We start from the raw sequence: 19,635 nt of genomic DNA on the forward strand, positions 1-19,635 counted from the left end.
TCGTACAGACGCGCCCCGCGCCCTGTGCGTTGCCTCACGCGCGCGGGCGGCTCAGTTGCCGGTGACCACCGCGGCCTGCGGGCGGATCGGGAGGCGGTTCACCGGGCGGCCCGTGGCCGCGCGTACGGCGGAGGCGACGGCCGCCGGGGAGGCCACCACCGGGACCGCGCTGACCGCCTTCGCGCCGAAGGGGGCGACCACGTCGCGTTCCTCGACGAGCTTCACGATCCGGATGTCCGGGGCGTCGAGCGCGGTCGGGAGGGCGTAGCCGGTCAGGTCGGGGTGGCGGATCAGGCCGCGCGGGGTGCGCAGGTTCTCGGTCAGCGCGATGCCGACGCCCTGGGTCACGCCGGCCTCGATCCGGGCGGTCAGCTGGGCCGGGTTCAGCACCCGGCCCACGTCCTGCGCGACGGCCAGCTCCACGACCCGTACCGAGCCGATCTCGATGTCGACGTCCACCACCGCGCGGATCGCGCAGAAGGCCATGCCGACGAAGGCGTCGCCCTGCCCCGCCTCGTCCAGCGGCTCGGTCGGGTGCGGGCGGCACTGGGCGGTGGCCCACAGCTCCTTGCCGTCCAGCGCCTCGGCGACCGTCGTCGACAGCACGCCGTCGTACGAGGTGATCTTGCCGTCGGCGATCTGGAGCAGCTCGGTCGACATACCGAACTGGTGCGCGAGGGGCTGGAGGAGCTGGGTGCGCACCATCTTGGCCGCCCGTTCCACCGCGCCGCCCGACACCCAGGTGTGGCGGCCCCGGCAGCCCGCGCCGGCCGGCGGCTGGTCGGTGTCGACGGGCGCCACCTGCACCTCGTCGACGCCGAGGGTGTCCTGGACGATCTGCCGGGCCAGCGTGGTGAAGCCCTGGCCGGTCTCGACCGCCGCGCACAGCACCGTCGCCACGCCGTCCTGGACCTTCACGGTGGCCGTGGAGACCTCGTCGGCGCCCTCGGCGCCCAGCATGTGCACCATGCCGATGCCGTAGCCCACGCCCCGGCGCACCGCGCCCGGCTCGCCCGCGCCCTCGGGGCCGCCGGGCAGCAGCCACTCGTCCTCGGGCGTGTCCTTGGGCAGCGCGGGGAGCGGGAAGTCGCGGACCGCCTGCAAAAGTTCGGCGACGGGGGCGGGGCACGTGACCGTCTGGCCGGTGGGGAGCACGTCGCCCGTGGCCAGGACGTTGCGCAGCCGCACCTCGGCCGGGTCCAGGCCGAGCTTCTTGGCGACCTTGTCCATCTGCGCCTCGTACGCGGCGCACACCTGCATGGCGCCCTCGCCGCGCACATGGCCGGAGGGCGGGTTGTTGGTGCGCACGGCCCAGCCCTCGATGAAGGCGTTGGGGACGACGTACGGGCCGCAGGCGAAGGCCACCGCGGCGGCCAGGGCGTCCGAGGAGGTGTCGGCGTAGGCGCCCGCGTCGAGCAGGATCTGCGCCTCGACCTTCACCACCCGGCCCTCGGCGTCCGCGTGGTGGCGGTAGCGCAGGAGGGTGGGGTGCCGGTGGACGTGGCCGAGGAAGGACTCCTCGCGCGTGGCGGTCAGTTTCACCGGGCAGCCGGTCTTCAGCGCCAGCAGGCCGAGGGGCAGCTGGAAGCCCTGGTCCTCGCGGTCGGCGGTGGCGCCGGGCACCCCGGTGACGACGATCTTCACCTGTTCGGGTGTCAGGCCGTAGCAGGACGCGGCCGTGTCCCGGTCGGCGTGCGGGTCGGTGGAGGCCAGGTACAGCTCCACGCCGCCGTCCGGGCGCGGCACCGCGAGGCCCGCCTCGGCACCGATGGGCGCCGGGTCCTGGCGGCCGATGCGGTACAGGCCCTCGACGACGACCTCGCCGGCCGCGTCCGGGTCTCCGTGGCGCAGCGGGATGTGCCGGATCAGGTTGCCGTCGGGGTGCAGCGGTTCGGCCTCGAAGGCCTGCTCCGGGTCGGTCACCGGGTCGAGCACCTCGTACTCGACGATGACGGCGGCAGCGGCCATCCGCGCGGTGTCCGGGTGGTCGGCCGCGACGGCGGCGATGGGCTCACCGTGGTGGCGTACGACCTCGGAGGCGAACACCGGGCGGTCGGCCCGGCCGCCGCGTCCGTGCAGCGGGGCGCCGGGTACGTCCTCGTGCGTGACGACCGCCCGTACGCCGGGCATCTCGCGCGCGTGGGTGGTGTCGATGGACACGATGCGCGCGTGCGGGTGCGGCGAGCGCAGGACGGCCGCCCACAGCAGGCCCTCGGCCCACAGGTCGGCGGCGTAGGGGAAGGTGCCCTCCGTCTTGGCGCGGGCGTCGGCGGGCGGCAGGGACGCGCCGAGCCCGTGCGGGATCGGCTCGGGGACGGGGGTCGCCTCGTCGGTTCCCGCGGCCTCCGCAGTCGCGGCGTCGTTGCTCACGCGTGGCCTCCGTCCTGGCCGTTCTCACCGTAGGGCTGGTCGTGCGGTCCCGGTGCGTCCGGTGTCCCCGGCGGTTCCCGGCGCTCGAACGCCGACGGGTTGACGCCGCCCGCGCCCGGACCCGCCTGGTGCGGGATACGGGGTTCGTCGGCGTCCGTCTCGGCCGCGTCGGCGGCGGCGTGGGCCTCGCGCTCGGCGACGACCTCCTTGACCGCCTCCAGAACGCCCCGGTAGCCGGAGCAGCGGCAGAGGTTGCCGCACAGGGCCTGCCGGGCCTCCAGCTCGGTCGGCGCCGGGTTGCCCTCCAGGAGGTTGTGCACGGTCATCGCCATGCCGGGCACGCAGAAGCCGCACTGCACCGCGCCGCGCCGGGCGAGCGCCCGCTGCACGTCCGACGGCCGCCCGTCGGCGGCGAGGCCCTCGACGGTACGCACCTCGCTGCCGGCGCTGGTGACGGCCGGGACCAGGCAGGAGGCGACCAGCCGTCCGTCGACCTGCACGTTGCAGGCGCCGCACTCGCCCTGCGAGCAGCCGTCCTTGGCGCCCGCGAGGCCGAGCCGCTCACGCAGCACGTACAGCAGCGACTCGCCGATCCAGGCGTCGGTGACGGGCCGGTCGGCGCCGTTGACGCGCAGCACGTACGAGGCGAGCGGGTGCTCCTCGTGCGGACCGGCGGGGGTCCGCTCCTGGGGGGCGGCCGGGTCGGCATCGGCCTCGGAGGCGGCCGGGTCGGTCTCGGAGGCGGCCGGGTGGGCCTCGGTGGCGGCCGGGTCGGTCTCGGTGCGGGGGGCGGTGCGGGGCTCCGCCCCCGGGTCCCGCTCACGCTCCTGCCCGGGCTCCGGCTCCGGCTCCGGGGCGTCCTCCTGCGCGGCGGCCGGCGTCGGGCCCGTCACGGGCTCCTCGGCGGCCTCCGGGCCGGATTCCACCCCCACGTCCTCGCCGGTGTCCGCGGAGGGCTCTGCGGGCCCCTCGAAGGCCTCCTCGGGCCGCTGGGGCTCACCGGTCACCATCTCGCCGGCAGCAGTCGGTGCCGGGGGTTCGGTCTCCGGGGTGGTCTCCGCGGGCGTTTCGGCGTACGGACCGGCCGAAGGCCGGTGCGTCCCGGGTGCGGACGTGTTCTCGGTCGGCCGTTCCCCGTCGCCCGTCACGCTCTCGGCCGCGCGGTCGTCCCACGGCTGTCCGGCCGGCTGGGTCGCCCAGGGCGCGGGGGCGCCGCCGGGCAGGGTGGCCGGTGCGGTGCCACCCCACTGCTCGGCCAGGGACGACTGGGTGAACTCCCCCGACTCGTCCGGCAGGTCGCCGTCGGCGACGGGGATGGACCACTGGCCGGTCACGTCCTGCCCGGTCACGTCCTGGCCGGACGCGGCACCGGGCTCGCGCACGGTGCCGTCCGCGGCCGCGGCCTCGGAGAAGTCCCACTGACCGGTGGTCGCGGGCCGGTACGTGAACCGGTCGCTCTGTCCGGCGTTCACGTCGTACGGCGCGTTCGTGTCGTACGGCGCGTTCGTGTCGTACGGCGCGTTCGTGTCGTACGGCGCGCTCCCGCCGTACGGGTCCTGCCGCGGGTACTCGGCGTACCCCTGGTGGGCGGTGGGCTCCTGCCCCGCGTCCGGGACGTGCCACTGCGTGCCGTCCACGGGTGCGGCCGGCATCGCCCACGTGCCGGTGGCCGCCGGGTCGGTGCCGGCGGTGGTGGCGGGCGCGACCGTGATCTGCGGTGGCACATAGCCGTGACCGGGTGCGGCGAGCGGGCTGTCGGCGGAGGCCAGGAGGGCGTCCACGCCGCCCTCGGGGAGTTTCACGAAGGCGGTGGCGCCGTCGTCGTAGTCGCCCTGGGGCAGCGGGTCCCAGCGTCCGCCGCTCGGGGGCGTGCCCCCCGCGTGCTGATCGCTCTGCCGGTCTCCGTGCTGGTCGTCGGTCACGACAGCGCCCTCCCCAGTGCTCGTCGGGCCAGCGCGGCGACGATGCGCCGCAGGTGCAGTACGGCCGGCGGGAGCTGCGGTACGGAGCCGTCCTCGGCCGGGGCCGCGTCGGGGATGCAGGCGGCGGCGACGTACTCGCCGAAGGCGCTCAGCGCCTCCGGGACGATCGCGCGGCCGTTGTCCCAGTCGATGAGGGAGGCCACCCACTGCTCGGCCTCCAGGGGGCGCAGCGGCATCGGCGCGATGGCGCCGACGGCGCACCGCACCCCGCGCCGCGCGGGATCGAGGACCAGCGCCACGGAGGCCATCGCCCGGCCCGGGCCGGTCCGGCCGGTCGCCTTCAGGAAGACCTGCGGCGCGTGCAGCAGCGGCACGCGCACGTAGCCGATCAGCTCGCCCGCGCGGAGCATCTCCATGCCGGCCAGCAGGTGCGACACCGGCATCTCCCGGCGGGCCCCGTCCTGGCCCGCGATGATCAGCGTCGCCTCCAGCGCGGCCAGCACCGGCAGCGCGTCGCCGGTGGGGGCGGCCGAGGCGATGTTGCCGCCCAGGGTGCCCGCGTTGCGGATCTGCGGGGGTCCGGCGGCGCGCGCGGCGGCGGCGAGCGCCGGGATGAGCGCGGCGAAGTCGGGGCGGCCCATGCGGGCGTGGGTGAGTCCCGCGCCCAGCAGCGCGTGACCGTCCTGGTACTGCCAGCCGCGGATCTCGCTGATCCGGCCGAGGCCCACCAGCGCGGCGGGCCTGAGCTGGCCGGAGTTGACGGCGGTCATCAGGTCGGTGCCGCCCGCGACCGGAACGGCGGCGGGCATGGCGGCCAGTGCCGCCACGGCCTCGTCCAGTGTCGTGGGCAGCGTGACGGCCTGCGCCGCCTGCGGTGCGTGCGTGGTCAAACCGACTGCCCCTTCCCGCTGTCCCACCTGGTCCCGCCCATGTGGCCGTACGGTACGACCTGACAGGGCGGACGTGGCAACTCTGGCACATCTTTGCAGGGCCCGAACGCGGGGGTCCGCTAGGAGGCATTCGCCCACCTCGTCGTCAAGATGGTCCGATTTCGCACGGGATCTCCGACATTCGGCCGACAATGGGCCGACAGTCGCGGTGCGCACGATGGGCGGGAGTTGCCACTCCTCTGTGGCGTTTGGGGGCTTTCTCCTTACTTGTTCGGCGGCGGTCCGTCGATCGGCCGGCCGAGCACACCGGGACGCCGCTGCCAGGGCAGCGGACCGCCGGGCGGCCGGTAGCCGACGCCCTGGGCGTCAAGTCGCCGGTAGTGGGCGGCCATCCGGCGCTCGAAGCCGGCGAAGTCCCGGTCGGACGGCGCGGGCAGGGCACTCCAGGCGACCTCGGCGAACGCGGCGAGCCTCGGGAACGTCTGGTAGTCCACGCGCGCCTGGTTCTCCATCACCTCGGTCCACACGTTCGCCTGGGTACCGAGCACATGTGCGGCCTCGTCCGGCGTCAGCTCCGCCGGAACCGGCTCGAACCGGTAGACGTCCTCCAGCGTGCGCACGAAGCCGATCGGCACGGGTTCGTCCTCGCCCGCGTGCTGCCGGTGGTCCAGGTACACCTGCTGCTCGGGGCACATGACGACGTCGTGTCCCGCGCGCGCGGCGGCGACCCCGCCGGCGTACCCGCGCCAGGAGGAGACGGCCGCACCCTTGGCCAGCCCGCCCTCCAGGATCTCGTCCCAGCCGATGAGCCGGCGTCCGCGTTCGGCGAGCCAGGTGTCGAAGTGCTGGATGAACCAGGCCTGGAGTTCGTCCTCGTCGGCGAGGGCCAGTTCCTCGATGCGCGCCTGCGCGGTGGCCGAGCGCCGCCACTGGTCCTTGGGGCATTCGTCGCCGCCGATGTGGATGAACTCCGAGGGGAAAAGCTCCAGGAGTTCCTCGAACACGCCCTCGTAGAAGCGCAGGGTGTTGTCGGTGGGGGCGAGTACGTTCGGGGAGACACCCCAGGTGTCCCACACGGAGAGGGCGGTGGTGTCGATCACATCCGTGTTGCCGAGTTCCGGATACGCGGCGATGGCGGCCTGCGAGTGTCCGGGCACGTCGATTTCGGGGACGACGGTGATGTGCCGTTCGGCGGCGTAGGCGACGATCTCCCGGATGTCGTCCTGGGTGTAGAAACCGCCGTGGGGTTTGTCCTCCCAGAGCGGCGAGGCGCGGTGGCCGTATTTGGTGCGCGCCCGCCAGGAGCCGGTCTCGGTGAGCTTCGGACGGCGTTCGATCTCCACCCGCCAGCCCTGGTCGTCCGTCAGATGGAAGTGCAGGACGTTGAGTTTGTGGGCGGCCATCAGGTCCAGGTAACGCAGGACGCCTTCCTTGGGCATGAAGTGCCGGGCGACGTCCAGCATGAGGCCGCGCCAGCGGAAGCGGGGCGCGTCCTCGATCCGGACCAGGGGCAGCCGCCACCGGCGGCCGGGCAGCGGTGCGCGCCGGAAGGCGTCCGGGCCGAGCAGCTGCCGCAGCGTCTGAGCGCCCCAGAAGAGGCCGTCCGGACCACCGCCCGTCAGGTGCACGCCCGCCGGTTCGACGACGAGGCGGTAGCCCTCGGCGCCCAGCTCACCGTCGAGGGACAGGCGGACGACGTCGTCGCCCCCCGACCCGGGAGCGAGCGGCAGCCCGGTCGCGGCGCCCAGCGTGGCGCGCAGCCAGCGCTCGGTGTGCTCCGTACCGTCGTCCGCCACCACCTTGGTGTCCGGGCCGAGGGGGAAGAAGTCGTCCTCGTGGCCGGTCACTTGCCGTGGCTGGGGAATCACGTCTGTCACGTCAGTCCTTTACCGCTCCGCCGAGGCCGGAGACGAGTCGTCGTTGCACGAGTACGAAGAAGACCAGCACCGGAATCGTCATCACCGTGGACGCGGCCATCACACCGCCCCAGTCGGGGTCGTCCGGTTTGTAGAAGACCAGCAGCGCCATGGGCAGCGTCGACTGGGAGGTGTCGCTGATGATGAACGACTTGGCGAACAGGAAGTCGTTCCAGGTCGAGATGAAGGAGAAGACGCTGGTGGCCACCAGCCCCGGGAAGACCAGCGGGAAAAGGATCTGCCACAGGAATCGCGCCCGGCTCGCCCCGTCGATGTAGGCGGCCTCCTCCAGGGCTTCCGGCACGGCTTTCACGAACCCTCGCAGCATCCAGATCGCGAACGGCAGCGAGAAGGCGATGTGGGGCAGGATCAGCGAACCCAGCGTGTTCAGCTGGCCGAAGTCCCGCATGAGGAAGAACAGCGGGATGGTGAGCGCCTCCACGGGCACCATCTGGGCCACCAGGAACATGATCAGCAGGGTGGTCCGGAAACGGAACCGGAAACGCGTCACCGCGGTCGCCGCGAGGAACGCGATCAGCGCCGAGGCGATCACGACGGTGCCCGCCACGAGCAGACTGTTGAGAAAGTAACGGCCGAATTCCTGCTGCCCGAACACCCGCCGGAAGGAATCCAGCGACGGTGCCAGGGTCCACGGTCGCGGCTCGGTCGACTCGATCTCCCCGGCCGGTTTGAAGGCGCTCAGCACCATCCAGTACAGCGGGAAGGCCACCACGACCGAGATCAGCAGCGCCGAGGCCTCGGCCGCCAGCCGCCACGGACGGCGCACACGCGCGCGCGGAAGATTCACAGCTCCTCCCCCTGGCGGCGCAGCAGCCGCAGGTAGACCAGCGTCACGGCGAGCAGGATCAGCAGCATCACGACGCCGATCGCCGAGCCGAGGCTGTACTGCGAGGACGCGAACGCCTTCTGGTAGGCGTAGACGTTGAGGACGAGGTTCTGGCCGGCGATGCCGCCTCCGTTGGTCATGACGTAGATCTGGGTGAAGACCTTGAAGTCCCAGATGACCGACTGGATGGTGACGACCACCAGGATCGGCCGGAGCATCGGGGCGAGCACCGACCGCCAGATGCGCCACTGCGAGGCGCCGTCCAGGGCGGCGGCCTCCAGCACCTCGGCCGGCACGGCGCGGATCCCGGCGTAGACGGTGACCATGACGAACGGGAAGGAGCACCAGACCACTTCGAGCAGGACGAGGGCGAAGGCGCTGAAGCGCCCGTACGTCCAGGAGTGGTCGCCGAGGCCCAGCATCCGGTTGACGGGCCCGAAGTCCGGGTCGAACAGCAGCAGCCACACCGTCGACCCGGTGACCGCGGGAGTCGCCCAGGCTCCGAGGGCGGCCATCATCAACGCGAGCCGGGGCAGCGCGCGCACCCGTGTGAGCAGCACGGCGAGCGCGCACCCGACGGCCAGCGTCGACACCACACAGGCCGCCGCGAACACGACGGTGGCGAGCAGCACCCGCCAGAACTCACCGTCCCCGAACAACTCGGCGTAGTTCCCGAACCCCTGGAAGGTGGTCGGTTCACCACCGGACACCTGGGCCTGCGTGTACTCCAGAAAGGAGATCAGCCCGAGCTGATAGACGGGGTAGACCAACAACCCGCCAAGGACGACGAGAGCGGGGGCGAGGTAGATCCAGGGGGTACTGGCAGCGCCCCCGAAGGGGCGCGGGGAACGGCGCGACAAGCCACTACGGACCTGCGGCCGCGAACGCACCGCACCCGCCGAGCCACTAGGCACCCCCCTCACCCGGCGGAGCCGAACGCGTCGTCCATCTTCCGAGCCGCGTCCCCGGCGGCAGCGCCCACGTCCTTCTTGCCGCTGACCACCTCCTGGAACATCGTCGGCAGCACCTGCGACGAGTCGATCGTCGCCCACGCGGGCGAGGCCGGCACGAACCTCGTGCCCGCGGCGAGGGTGTCCACGAACGGCTTCACGAACGGCTCCTCGGCCGCGACCTGCTGCCGTACGTCCGTGAAGGTCGGCAGGAAGCCCATCGCGTCGAACATCTCGGCCTGTGTCTCCTTCGACGCGAGCCGCTTCATCAGGTCGACGGCGAGGGTGCGGTGCGAAGTGCTCTTGAGGACGCCGATGTTGTTACCGCCCGCGAAGGCCGGGGCGATCGAGCCGGGCTCGACACCCGGCAACGGCACGACCGCGTACTTGCCCTTCGCCTTCCCGGCATCCACGGCCTGGCGGCTGAAGTCGCCGCCGATCGCCATGGCCGCCTTGCCGGAGGCGAAGGCGGTGACGGTGTCGTTGCCGCCCATGCCGGCGCACTTGGCGGCGGGGCAGTTGTCGTCGCCGAAGAGGGACGTGTAGGCCTTGATGCCCTTCCGGGCGGCGGCGCTGTCGATCGCCGAGGCGTACGAGCCGCCCTTGCCGGTGGCGAGTTCGCCGCCGTCGGCCCAGATGAAGGGCATCGCGCCGTAGGTGTAGGCGCCGCCGACGGCGATGCCGTAGAGGTCGGGCCTCGCGGCGCGGACCTTCTTCGCGGTGGACGCCAGTTCGTCCAGCGACTTGGGGGCCCGCAGGCCGAGTTCGTCGAAGAGGTCGGTCCGGTAGTACAGGGCGCGGACGCCGACGAAGTAGGGGGCGCCGTAGACCTTGCCGTCCACGGTGACGGACTGCCGGGCGGTGGGGTCGGTGTCCTTGGCCTCGTCCCAGGCCCCGAACTCCTCGGTGATGTCCAGGAGTCCGCCGTCCTTGACGTAGCCGGCGGTGTCGGTGTTGCCGTACTCGATGACGTCGGGGGCGCTGCCGGGGTCGTTGAAGGCGGCCTTGATGCGCTGGGCGCGGGTCTCGACGGGGATGTACTCGACGTCGACCTTCGTGCCCTCGTGCGCCTTCTCGAAGTCGGCGAGGACCGCGTCGACGACCTTTTCCTTCGGCTTGGTGTTGACCTCCTGGAAGAGCCAGATCCGTAGCGTTCCGCTCTTCTCGTCCTTGCCGGAGGAGGAGTTGTCGGACGTCTGGGGGGCGCAGGCGGTCGCGGTGACGACGGCGGCGGCCAGCATGACGGCCAGGCGGGGGGCGAGCTTCATGGAGTGTTCCTCCGGGCGTGCGTTGCAACATATGCAATGACGGTTTCGCTCTGCACAACACCCAGGAGGTTATGGAGTACATGAACATGTCCACAAGAGGTCTCAACCACTTCGTGACAACGCGAAGGCCCCCGGAGTGCGCGCGCACTCCGGGGGCCTTCGAAGAACCCGGCCGGGAAGGCTGCTACTTCTCGTCGCCGCCCTTACCGCCCTTGCCCTCGTCTCCGCCGCCGCTCATGGACTCGTAGATCTCCTTGCACATGGGGCAGACCGGGTACTTCTTCGGGTCGCGGCCCGGTACCCAGACCTTGCCGCACAGCGCCACGACGGGGGTGCCGTCGAGCGCGCTCGCCATGATCTTGTCCTTCTGGACGTAATGGGCGAAGCGCTCGTGGTCACCGTCACCGTGGGAGGTCTGCGGTGTCGGCTCAACGAGGGTCCCGGTACCAGTCCCGCGCTCGGGCTCGAGAGTGCTCATGCATGCCAGGGTACTGAAAGCCGGGGTACCGAAGCTTGCACGCTGCGGCCGGGAGATCAATTGAGCGAGGGGTCGTCCGGATACGTCGCCACCATCGCCAGGTCGCCCCGCTGGCGGCGCAGCACCTCGCGCCAGAGTCTCTCGGGCACCGGGCAGGACACGTCGCCGGGCTCGGACTCCACCACGTACCAGGCGCCCTCCGTCAGCTCGTCCTCCAGCTGGCCCGGGCCCCAGCCCGCGTACCCGGCGAAGATCCGCAGGGCGCCCACGGCGGGGGCCAGCAACTCCGGCGGCGCCTCCAGGTCCACGAGTCCGATCGCGCCGTGCACCCGGCGCCAGCCCAGCGGCGCCCGCTCGCCGGACGCCCCGCCCGGGACGACGGCCACGCCGAGGGCCGAGTCGAGCGAGACCGGGCCGCCCTGGAAGACGACGCCGGGTTCACCGGTCAGCTCCGCCCAGCCCTCCAGGATGTCGCCCACGTCGACGGGCGTGGGACGGTTGAGGACGACGCCGAGGGAACCCTCCTCGTCGTGGTCGAGGAGGAGCACCACCGCACGCTCGAAGTTCGGGTCCGCCAGGGCGGGCGTTGCCACGAGCAGTCGCCCCGTGAGCGAGGACACCTCGGTCATGCCTGACATGATCCCGCATGTTCCCCTCCCGTGGGGAGGCAATCGGGGGCACGGGGGTGAACACGTGCGCCGAGCGCGCGCCGCCACCGTGACCGCACGTGCCCGCCCCGGAACCGTTCGTGTTGTGACAAACCCATGACATCGCCGGACCGTGCACAGGCTTACTGAAGGGGGGTACAAGGCGATTACCCTTTCCCTTCTGGCCCCTGCCCAACCCCACGGAACGCGAGATTCATGACCGTCAACGGCGCTGATGACGTACTGCTTGTCCACGGCGGAACCCCGCTGGAGGGCGAGCTCCGGGTCCGCGGTGCGAAGAACCTCGTGCCGAAGGCCATGGTGGCCGCCCTGCTGGGCAGTGCGCCGAGCCGGCTGCGCAATGTGCCGGACATCCGCGACGTGCGGGTCGTACGCGGACTGCTGCAACTGCACGGGGTGACCGTCCGTCCGGGCGAGGAGCCCGGCGAGCTGGTGCTCGACCCCTCGCACGTGGAGAGCGCGAACGTCGCCGACATCGACGCCCACGCGGGCTCGTCGCGCATCCCGATCCTGTTCTGCGGCCCCCTGCTGCACCGCCTCGGCCACGCCTTCATCCCGGGCCTGGGCGGCTGCGACATCGGCGGCCGGCCCATCGACTTCCACTTCGAGGTGCTGCGACAGTTCGGCGCGAAGATCGAGAAGCGCGCGGACGGCCAGTACCTGGAGGCCCCGCAGCGGCTGCGCGGTACGAAGATCAACCTGCCGTACCCGTCCGTCGGCGCGACCGAGCAGGTGCTGCTGACGGCCGTGCTGGCCGAGGGCGTCACGGAGCTGTCCAACGCGGCCGTGGAGCCGGAGATCGAGGACCTGATCTGCGTACTGCAGAAAATGGGCGCGATCATCGCCATGGACACCGACCGCACGATCCGTATCACCGGTGTGGACGAGCTGGGCGGCTACACCCACCGCGCCCTCTCGGACCGCCTGGAAGCCGCCTCGTGGGCCTCGGCGGCGCTGGCGACCGAGGGGAACGTCTACGTCCGCGGCGCCCAGCAGCGCTCGATGATGACGTTCCTGAACACCTACCGGAAGGTGGGCGGTGCCTTCGAGATCGACGACGAGGGCATCCGCTTCTGGCACCCGGGCGGCCAGCTGAAGTCCATCGCCCTGGAGACGGACGTGCACCCGGGCTTCCAGACGGACTGGCAGCAGCCCCTGGTGGTCGCCCTGACGCAGGCCACGGGCCTGTCCATCGTCCACGAGACGGTCTACGAGTCGCGGCTCGGCTTCACCTCCGCGCTCAACCAGATGGGCGCCCACATCCAGCTCTACCGCGAGTGCCTCGGCGGCTCCCACTGCCGCTTCGGCCAGCGCAACTTCCTGCACTCGGCCGTGGTGTCGGGACCGACCAAGCTGGAGGGCGCCGACCTGGTCATCCCCGACCTGCGCGGCGGCTTCTCCTACCTCATCGCCGCCCTCGCGGCCCAGGGCACCTCCCGGGTGCACGGCATCGACCTGATCAACCGGGGCTACGAGAACTTCATGGAGAAGCTCGTGGAGCTGGGCGCGAAGGTGGAACTGCCGGGCAAGGCCCTGGGCTGACACCCCTCGTACGCACGCCTCACACACGCCGATGGGGCGGTCACCCGGTACCGGGTGACCGCCCCATCGGCGTTGCGTAGCGCGCCCCAGAGGGGCGCGGGGAACTGCGCGGCCAGCCACGACGGGCCCCGCAGCCGCCCCCGCGCAGAACCGCGACGGCGCTCAGGCGTGCTTACTTACCCTTGGCGGCTTCCTTGAGCTTCGAGCCCGCCGAGACCTTGACGCTGTAGCCGGCCGGGATCTGGATCGGCTCGCCGGTCTGCGGGTTGCGGGCGGTGCGAGCGGCACGGTGGGTGCGCTCGAAGGTCAGGAAGCCGGGGATGGTGACCTTCTCGTCGCCCTTGGAGACGATGTCGCCGACAACCTCGGCGAACGCGGCCAGCACGGCGTCGGCGTCCTTGCGGGTCACCTCGGCGCGGTCGGCCAGCGCGGCCACCAGCTCACTGCGGTTCATGTTGTTACTCCCGTGTTCTTCTTGCCGTTGAGGCGTGCCACGCGGCGGAGCCGCATGTTGGGCACAGCGATGCCGATGCTGCCAGGGTCCTCGGACACTCCCCGGACCCGGGTCGGTCGTCAGACCCTCGCGCCCAGGGAGGCATCCTGCCTCCACCTGCGGCGGTAAAGCCAATCCGGCACCCCCAGGAGTCGTGAGAACACCCTTGGGAGTCACACGCCGAGAGGGCCTGAGCCTTGCGCCACCCTAGAGGGCGATTCGAGGCCCGACATCCCGCGACGCGCCGGTGGGGCGGCCCGCCGTGGTGATCCTCACCACCACGCCACAGGCCGCCTTCCCCCGCCGGAGGAAGCTACGCCACCACTCCGGCGGCCTTCGCCGCGTCCCGCACGGCGCCCGCGACGGCACCGGCGACCTTGTCGTTGAAGACGCTGGGGATGATGTAGTTCGGGTTGATCTCGTCCTCGGTCACCACGTCGGCCAGGGCGTGCGCGGCGGCCAGCATCATCTCGGTGTTGACGGTGCGGGACTGCGCGTCCAGCAGGCCCCGGAACACGCCCGGGAAGACCAGCACGTTGTTGATCTGGTTCGGGAAGTCGGAGCGGCCGGTGGCGACGACCGCCGCGGTCTGGCGGGCGATCGCCGGGTCGACCTCGGGGTCGGGGTTCGCGAGCGCGAACACGATCGCGCCGTCCGCCATGGCGGCCACGTCGTCGCCGTCCAGGACGTTGGGGGCCGAGACCCCGATGAAGACGTCCGCGCCGTGCACGGCCTCCTTCAGGGTGCCGGTGAGGCCCTCGGGATTGGTGTTGTCGGCGATCCAGCGCAGCGCCGACTCGGGCGCGGCGTCGACCAGGTCCGCGCGGCCGGCGTGCACGACGCCGTGGATGTCGGCGACGACGGCGTTCTTCACACCCGCGGCGATCAGCAGCTTGAGGATGGCCGTACCCGCCGCGCCGGCGCCGGACATGACGACCCGTACGTTCTCGATGGGCTTGTCGACGACGCGCAGGGCGTTGGTCAGCGCGGCGAGGACGACGATCGCGGTGCCGTGCTGGTCGTCGTGGAAGACGGGGATGTCGAGGGCCTCGCGCAGCCGGGCCTCGATCTCGAAGCAGCGGGGCGCGGAGATGTCCTCCAGGTTGATGCCGGCGAAGCCCGGGGCGATGGCCTTGACGATCTCCACGATCGCGTCGGTGTCCTGGGTGTCCAGGCAGAGCGGCCAGGCGTCGATGCCGGCGAAGCGCTTGAACAGGGCCGCCTTGCCCTCCATGACCGGCAGCGCGGCCTTCGGCCCGATGTTGCCGAGGCCCAGCACCGCCGAGCCGTCCGTCACGACCGCAACGGAGTTGCGCTTGATCGTCAGGCGGCGGGCGTCCTCGGGGTTCTCGGCGATCGCCATGCAGACGCGGGCCACACCCGGCGTGTAGATCATGGACAGGTCGTCACGGTTGCGGATGGGGTGCTTCGACGCCATCTCGATCTTGCCGCCGAGGTGCATGAGGAAGGTACGGTCGGAGACCTTGCCCAGGCTGACGCCCTCGATGCCGCGCAGCTGCTCCACGATCTCGTCGGCGTGGGAGGTCGACCCCGCGGCGATGGTGACGTCGATACGGAGCTTGTCGTGGCCGGAGGCCGTGACGTCGAGGCCGGTGACGGAGCCCCCGGCGGACTCCACCGCGGTGGTGAGCTGCGAGACCGCTGTCCCGCCCGCGGGCACCTCCAGTCGGACCGTCATCGAGTAGGAGACGCTGGGCGCCGTTGCCATGGCCGACTTCCTCTGCTTTCACCGTGTAGCTGCGTTGTGCCGTCCGATCGTCGCACCTACCACTGAGTACGTGGTAGCCACCCCGGATTGCGGACTTTGTGTTCGCGCACCGTCCCCGCCGGACCCTGAGCACTTTCGGAAAACGACTTCCACCATACGAGAAGTTGCGGGTGGACGGAAGAGGGGAACCGGACCGGGAAAGAACCCGGGGGACGGGAATTGTCTTGCGGGGATCGTTTGTTACCTTGGACGTGGCACCGGCTCGATCCAAGCCCCCGGGCCCAACCTTCGTCGCTCAGAGCGACCACTTGCCGCGAGGCGAGCATGGCGGGTCGGTGCCACTTAAACGAAGACGAAACGAAGACGAGAGGCCCGCGCCGTCCCACGGCGCGGGCCTCTCGCACGTCTTGGCGCCTCAGTCGCGCAGCAGGTCCGGCACCCCGGCCGCGTCCGGCTCGTCCCGCTCGCAGGAGACGACCGTCAGCTGCTGGGTGGCCCGGGTCAGGGCGACGTACAGCACGCGCAGCCCGGCGGGCGACTCGTCGGCGATCTCGGCCGGCGAGACGACGACCGTGGCGTCGTACTCCAGGCCCTTCGCCTCCAGGCTGCCGAGCGCCACCACGCGGTCGCCGAGCCCGGCCAGCCAGCGCCGGGCCTCCTCGCGGCGGTTCATGGCGACCACGACGCCGACGGTGCCGTCGACGAGGTCCAGCAGCCGGGCCGCCTCCGCCCGGACCGACTCGGCGACGGTGTCCCCCACCACCGCGAAACGCGGTTCCACGCCCGTCGAGCGCACCGCCGTCGGGGACGCGGAGCCCGGCATGGCGAGGGCGAGCACCCTGGCCGCCAGCTCGGCGATCTCCGCCGGGTTGCGGTAGTTGACGGTCAGCTCGAAGCGGCGGCGCGGTCGGGTGCCCAGGGCCTCGTCGCGGGCCGCGGCCGCCTCGTCGGGGTCGGACCAGGAGGACTGGGCCGGGTCACCGACGACCGTCCACGTGGCGTGCCGGCCGCGGCGGCCCACCATCCGCCACTGCATGGGGGTGAGGTCCTGGGCCTCGTCGACGATGACGTGCGCGTACTCGGTGCGCTCCTGGGCGAGGCGCTCGGCGCGCTCCCACTGGGTCTCCTCGCGCTGCGGCATCAGCTCGTCCAGGCCGGTGAGCTGGTCCAGCGGGTCCAGCTCGCGCCGCTTGCGGGGGCGGGCCGGGGTGCCGACGATCGCCTGGAGCTCGTCGAGCAGGGCGATGTCGTGCACGGAGTGGCCCTCGCGGCGCAGCGAACGGGCCACCTTGCGGACCTCGCCCGGGTTGAGCACGCGCCGGGCCCAGCGGCCGAGGCGCCGTTCGTCCGCCATGGCCGCCAGCACGGCGCCCGGGGTCAGCTCCGGCCACCAGGCGTCGAGGAAGGCGGTGAACGAGTCCTCGGAGCTGACGTCCTCGTCGAAGGAGGAACGCAGCTCGGCGGCCAGCTCGGGGTCGCTGTGCCGGGTACCGGCGCCCGACTTGGCGTACAGGGCGTCCAGGAGCAGCCGGCGGGCGCGGGGGCGCAGCAGGTTGACGGGCGCGGTGCCGCCGAGGGCGGTGCGGCGGATGCCGGCCAGTTCCTCCGCCTCCAGTTCGAGACGGCGGCCGAAGGCGACGACCCGCAGCAGGGTCGGCGAGTCGGCCGGCTCCAGCGCTCCGCGCGCGGCCCGGCGCAGCACCCTGAGCATGCGGGAGGAGCCCTTGGCGCGGGCGGTGGCCGGGGAGTCGTACAGCGTGGCCTCGGCGCCGTCGACCAGGGAGCCGATGGCGCGGATGGCGACCTGGCCCTCCTCGCCGAGGGAGGGCAGCACGCCCTCGGTGTACGCCACCAGGAGCGGGGTCGGCGAGACGATCAGGATGCCGCCCGCGTACCGGCGCCGGTCCTGGTAGAGCAGGTACGCCGCCCGGTGCAGGGCGACGGCGGTCTTGCCGGTGCCGGGGCCGCCCTCGACGTAGGTCACGGAGGCGGCGGGGGCACGGATGACCAGGTCCTGCTCGGCCTGGATGGAGGCGACGATGTCCCGCATGGAGTGCGTACGGGCCTGGCCGAGGGCGGCCATCAGGGCGCCGTCGCCGACGACGGCCAGCTCCTCGCCGTCCAGGCGGGCCTTGACCTCGGGCCGCATCAGGTCGTCCTCGACACCGAGGACGCGCCGCCCCTTGGAACGGATCACCCGGCGGCGCACGACCCGGCCCGGGTCGACCGGCGTGGACCGGTAGAAGGGGGCCGCGGCGGGCGCCCGCCAGTCGATGACCAGCGGGGCGTAGTCCTCGTCCAGGACGCCGATGCGGCCGATGTGCAGGGTCTCGGCGATGTCGGCGGTGTTGTCGGGCCCGAGGGCGCCCTCGGCGGGCTCGACGGCCGTGTACGCGCCGTCCGGGCCCTTCTTGCCGTCCTTGCCCAGGAGCAGGTCGATACGGCCGAAGAGGAAGTCCTCGAACTCGTTGTTCAGGCGGCTGAGGTGGATGCCCGCCCGGAAGACCTGCGCGTCGCGCTCGGCCAGCGCGCCGGGCGTGCCGACGTGGCCGCGCTGCGCGGCGTCGTGCATGAGGAACTCGGCCTCGTGGATCTTCTCCTCGAGGCGGCGGTACACCCGGTCCAGGTGTGCCTGTTCCACGCTGATCTCTCGGTCCCGTACGGAGTCCTCCCGTGCGGAGTCCTCCCGTACGGAGGCGTGAACCGAGTCGACCGCTGAGTCCTGTTGCGCCTGTGCGGCCACCGGGCCCCCTTCTGACGTGCTGGGCAGCCGTCAAAGGTACGCGAAGGGGGCGCCGGAAGCCACGGCGCGGCCGGGCCGGGTCGGCGGATCACGCCGCGGGCCCCCGGCCGGGCCGCCGCTCCCGCCGCCTCGGGGCGCGGGATGCAGGACCGGCGGTGCCGCCGCACCGCGCCGGCACCCGGGCCGGCGCCGCTCGTCCGGGCCGATCACGGGGTGGGCCGCCGGGCTGCGGCGGCCGATCCGGCAGCCCGCCGACGTCCGAGCCGCCGGCCTGGCCTACGCGTCCACCTCCACCAGCCGCTCGCCGTCGAAGGTCATGACCTCGAAGCGGTCGATCTGGTTGGGTTCGAAGGCGGCGCCGCCCTGCACGTAGAGGGGCTTCTTGCCCTTGTCGGCGGTGGCGTCCGGGAGGCCGTACCCCCAGTCCGGGACCGACCAGGAGGTGACCGTCTCGCGTTCGCCGTTCTTGCCGACGGCGATCAGGGAGCACTTCTCGGGGCCCTTGAGGTTCTTCAGTTCCAGGACCGCGTCGGTGCCCCAGGCCTTCTTCTGCAGGGCCACGGTCGCGCTGACCCGGGTGGTCGGGTCGGTCGCCGTGACCCGGTCGGGCATGGCGGCGAAGGCGGACTCGGCGGGGCTCGCGGCCTGCCGGGTGGCCTCGGTCTTCTTCCCGCCGTCGTCACCGCCGCCGTCCGTCGTCGCCACGGCGGCGAACGGGCCGCCGATGATCAGCGCGGCGGCGGTGCCCACCAGGTAGAAGTTGCGGCGGCGTTTGCTCGCGCGGCGCTCGGCGACCTCGTCGACGAGCTTCTCCGCCAGCCGCGGGCCGGGCTTCGCGGTCAGCGACTCGGCGATCGCGGGCGTACCGGTACCCGGCAGGTCCGCGAGCGCGGCCATCATCGGCTCCATCCCGGCCAGCTCGTCGAGCTGCTGGGCGCACCATTCGCAGGTGGCGAGGTGCGCCTCGAAGGCGGTGGCCTCCGCGTCGTCGAGGATGCCGAGGGCGTAGGCGCCGACAGTCTCGTGCTCGTTCGGCGCCGGTGATCCCTCCATGGGGACAGGATTACCCGTGTCACCCGGGCCGAATCCCCCGCCGAAACCCTGAACTCCCCCGTACCCGCTCATCACGCCGTCACCCCCCGCTCCTCCAGTGCCAGCTTCATCGAACGCAGGGCGTAGAACACCCGGGAGCGAACGGTGCCGCTGGGTATGCCCAGTGTCTGCGCCGCCTCATTGACGGTACGCCCCTTGAAGTAGGTCTCGACGAGGACCTCCCGGTGGGCCGGGGTCAGGTCGTCGAGCGCGTCCGACAGCGTCATCAGCCACAGCGCCTTGTCGATCTCGTCCTCCGCGGGGATGACCTCCAGCGGCGACGGATCGACCTCCTGCGGCCGGGCCTGCCGGCTGCGGTGGCCGTCGATGACGATGCGCCGGGCGACCGTCACCAGCCAGGGGCGTACCGATCCGGTCGCACGGTTGAGCTGACCGGCGTTCTTCCAGGCACGGATGAGCGTCTCCTGGACGACGTCCTCGGCGCGCTGCCGGTCCCCCGCGACCAGGCGGAGCACGTAGGCCAGCAAGGGGCCGGCGTGCTCCCGGTACAGCGCGCGCATCAGCTCCTCGTCGGGTTCCGAGGATGACTGGGACATGCGATGTCGGGCCCTCGCACCACGTTCATTGGCCACGACGGAATCCTTGCGCACGCCCACCTCCGATGTCCGGGGGTTCCCCCAGTCGGTCGCTCGCCCATTCGGTACGGACGCGAAGTGCGGCGTGTTCAAAGTGAGATGACGGTTTTCTCGAAGAGGGTGGACCGAAC

Annotated in this window: 15 protein-coding genes; 1 reads left to right on the top strand and 14 read right to left on the bottom strand. The window is 72.1% G+C overall.

What is annotated here, in order from left to right; all coding sequences use genetic code 11:
* Positions 1 to 51: 51 nt before the first annotated feature.
* The 9 genes from ACIQ6R_RS07630 to ACIQ6R_RS07670 form a co-directional block, all read right to left on the bottom strand.
* A complete protein-coding gene (locus ACIQ6R_RS07630; protein WP_404219524.1) occupies positions 52 to 2,370 on the bottom strand; it encodes a xanthine dehydrogenase family protein molybdopterin-binding subunit in 2,319 nt (772 codons plus the stop codon).
* Positions 2,367 to 4,292: a 2Fe-2S iron-sulfur cluster-binding protein gene (locus ACIQ6R_RS07635; protein ID WP_404219526.1), complete on the bottom strand. Its 1,926-nt coding sequence runs from the start codon at positions 4,290 to 4,292 to the stop codon at positions 2,367 to 2,369. Before ACIQ6R_RS07635 ends, ACIQ6R_RS07630 begins: the two co-directional genes overlap by 4 nt.
* Entirely contained in the window at positions 4,289 to 5,182 is an 894-nt protein-coding gene (locus tag ACIQ6R_RS07640) for an FAD binding domain-containing protein (protein ID WP_404176892.1), read from the bottom strand. The genes ACIQ6R_RS07635 and ACIQ6R_RS07640 overlap by 4 nt, the downstream gene beginning before the upstream one ends.
* A gap of 263 nt (positions 5,183 to 5,445) precedes the next feature.
* Positions 5,446 to 7,059 (bottom strand): beta-N-acetylhexosaminidase, encoded by a 1,614-nt coding sequence (locus tag ACIQ6R_RS07645; protein ID WP_404219528.1) that lies wholly within the window; start codon positions 7,057 to 7,059, stop codon positions 5,446 to 5,448.
* A gap of 1 nt (position 7,060) precedes the next feature.
* Positions 7,061 to 7,906: a carbohydrate ABC transporter permease gene (locus tag ACIQ6R_RS07650; RefSeq protein WP_310873115.1), complete on the bottom strand. Its 846-nt coding sequence runs from the start codon at positions 7,904 to 7,906 to the stop codon at positions 7,061 to 7,063.
* Complete coding sequence (locus ACIQ6R_RS07655; protein WP_345625110.1) at positions 7,903 to 8,805, bottom strand: sugar ABC transporter permease; 903 nt, start codon at positions 8,803 to 8,805, stop codon at positions 7,903 to 7,905. The genes ACIQ6R_RS07650 and ACIQ6R_RS07655 overlap by 4 nt, the downstream gene beginning before the upstream one ends.
* Before the next feature lie 59 nt (positions 8,806 to 8,864).
* Positions 8,865 to 10,163 (bottom strand): extracellular solute-binding protein, encoded by a 1,299-nt coding sequence (locus ACIQ6R_RS07660; RefSeq protein ID WP_404219530.1) that lies wholly within the window; start codon positions 10,161 to 10,163, stop codon positions 8,865 to 8,867.
* 184 nt (positions 10,164 to 10,347) lie between these two features.
* Positions 10,348 to 10,641 (bottom strand): DUF3039 domain-containing protein, encoded by a 294-nt coding sequence (locus ACIQ6R_RS07665; protein WP_404219532.1) that lies wholly within the window; start codon positions 10,639 to 10,641, stop codon positions 10,348 to 10,350.
* Positions 10,642 to 10,697: 56 nt separating this feature from the next.
* A complete protein-coding gene (locus ACIQ6R_RS07670) occupies positions 10,698 to 11,270 on the bottom strand; it encodes a YqgE/AlgH family protein (RefSeq protein WP_404176878.1) in 573 nt (190 codons plus the stop codon).
* A gap of 234 nt (positions 11,271 to 11,504) precedes the next feature.
* Between ACIQ6R_RS07670 and murA the strand changes: the two genes are divergently transcribed.
* A complete protein-coding gene (gene murA / locus ACIQ6R_RS07675; protein WP_121747244.1) occupies positions 11,505 to 12,851 on the top strand; it encodes a UDP-N-acetylglucosamine 1-carboxyvinyltransferase in 1,347 nt (448 codons plus the stop codon).
* 172 nt (positions 12,852 to 13,023) lie between these two features.
* Here murA and ACIQ6R_RS07680 read toward each other — a convergent pair whose 3' ends face one another.
* From ACIQ6R_RS07680 to ACIQ6R_RS07700, 5 genes are all read right to left on the bottom strand, one after another.
* A complete protein-coding gene (locus tag ACIQ6R_RS07680) occupies positions 13,024 to 13,305 on the bottom strand; it encodes an HU family DNA-binding protein (RefSeq protein ID WP_003950507.1) in 282 nt (93 codons plus the stop codon).
* Between the two features lie 352 nt (positions 13,306 to 13,657).
* The gene (locus tag ACIQ6R_RS07685) at positions 13,658 to 15,073 is read right to left on the bottom strand and encodes an NAD-dependent malic enzyme (RefSeq protein ID WP_310873112.1); all 1,416 of its coding nucleotides are present in this window, start codon (positions 15,071 to 15,073) and stop codon (positions 13,658 to 13,660) included.
* A 415-nt stretch (positions 15,074 to 15,488) separates the two neighbouring features.
* Positions 15,489 to 17,816, bottom strand: a complete 2,328-nt coding sequence (locus ACIQ6R_RS07690; protein ID WP_404219534.1) for a HelD family protein — start codon at positions 17,814 to 17,816, stop codon at positions 15,489 to 15,491.
* 276 nt (positions 17,817 to 18,092) lie between these two features.
* On the bottom strand, positions 18,093 to 18,869 hold the full coding sequence (locus tag ACIQ6R_RS07695; RefSeq protein WP_404176872.1) for a zf-HC2 domain-containing protein: 777 nt from the start codon (positions 18,867 to 18,869) through the stop codon (positions 18,093 to 18,095).
* A 71-nt stretch (positions 18,870 to 18,940) separates the two neighbouring features.
* Positions 18,941 to 19,465 (bottom strand): sigma-70 family RNA polymerase sigma factor, encoded by a 525-nt coding sequence (locus tag ACIQ6R_RS07700; protein ID WP_007450155.1) that lies wholly within the window; start codon positions 19,463 to 19,465, stop codon positions 18,941 to 18,943.
* Between the last annotated feature and the right edge of the window lie 170 nt (positions 19,466 to 19,635).

Source organism: Streptomyces sp. NPDC096048 (genome assembly GCF_044763415.1).
In the GTDB taxonomy this organism is placed as follows: domain Bacteria; phylum Actinomycetota; class Actinomycetes; order Streptomycetales; family Streptomycetaceae; genus Streptomyces.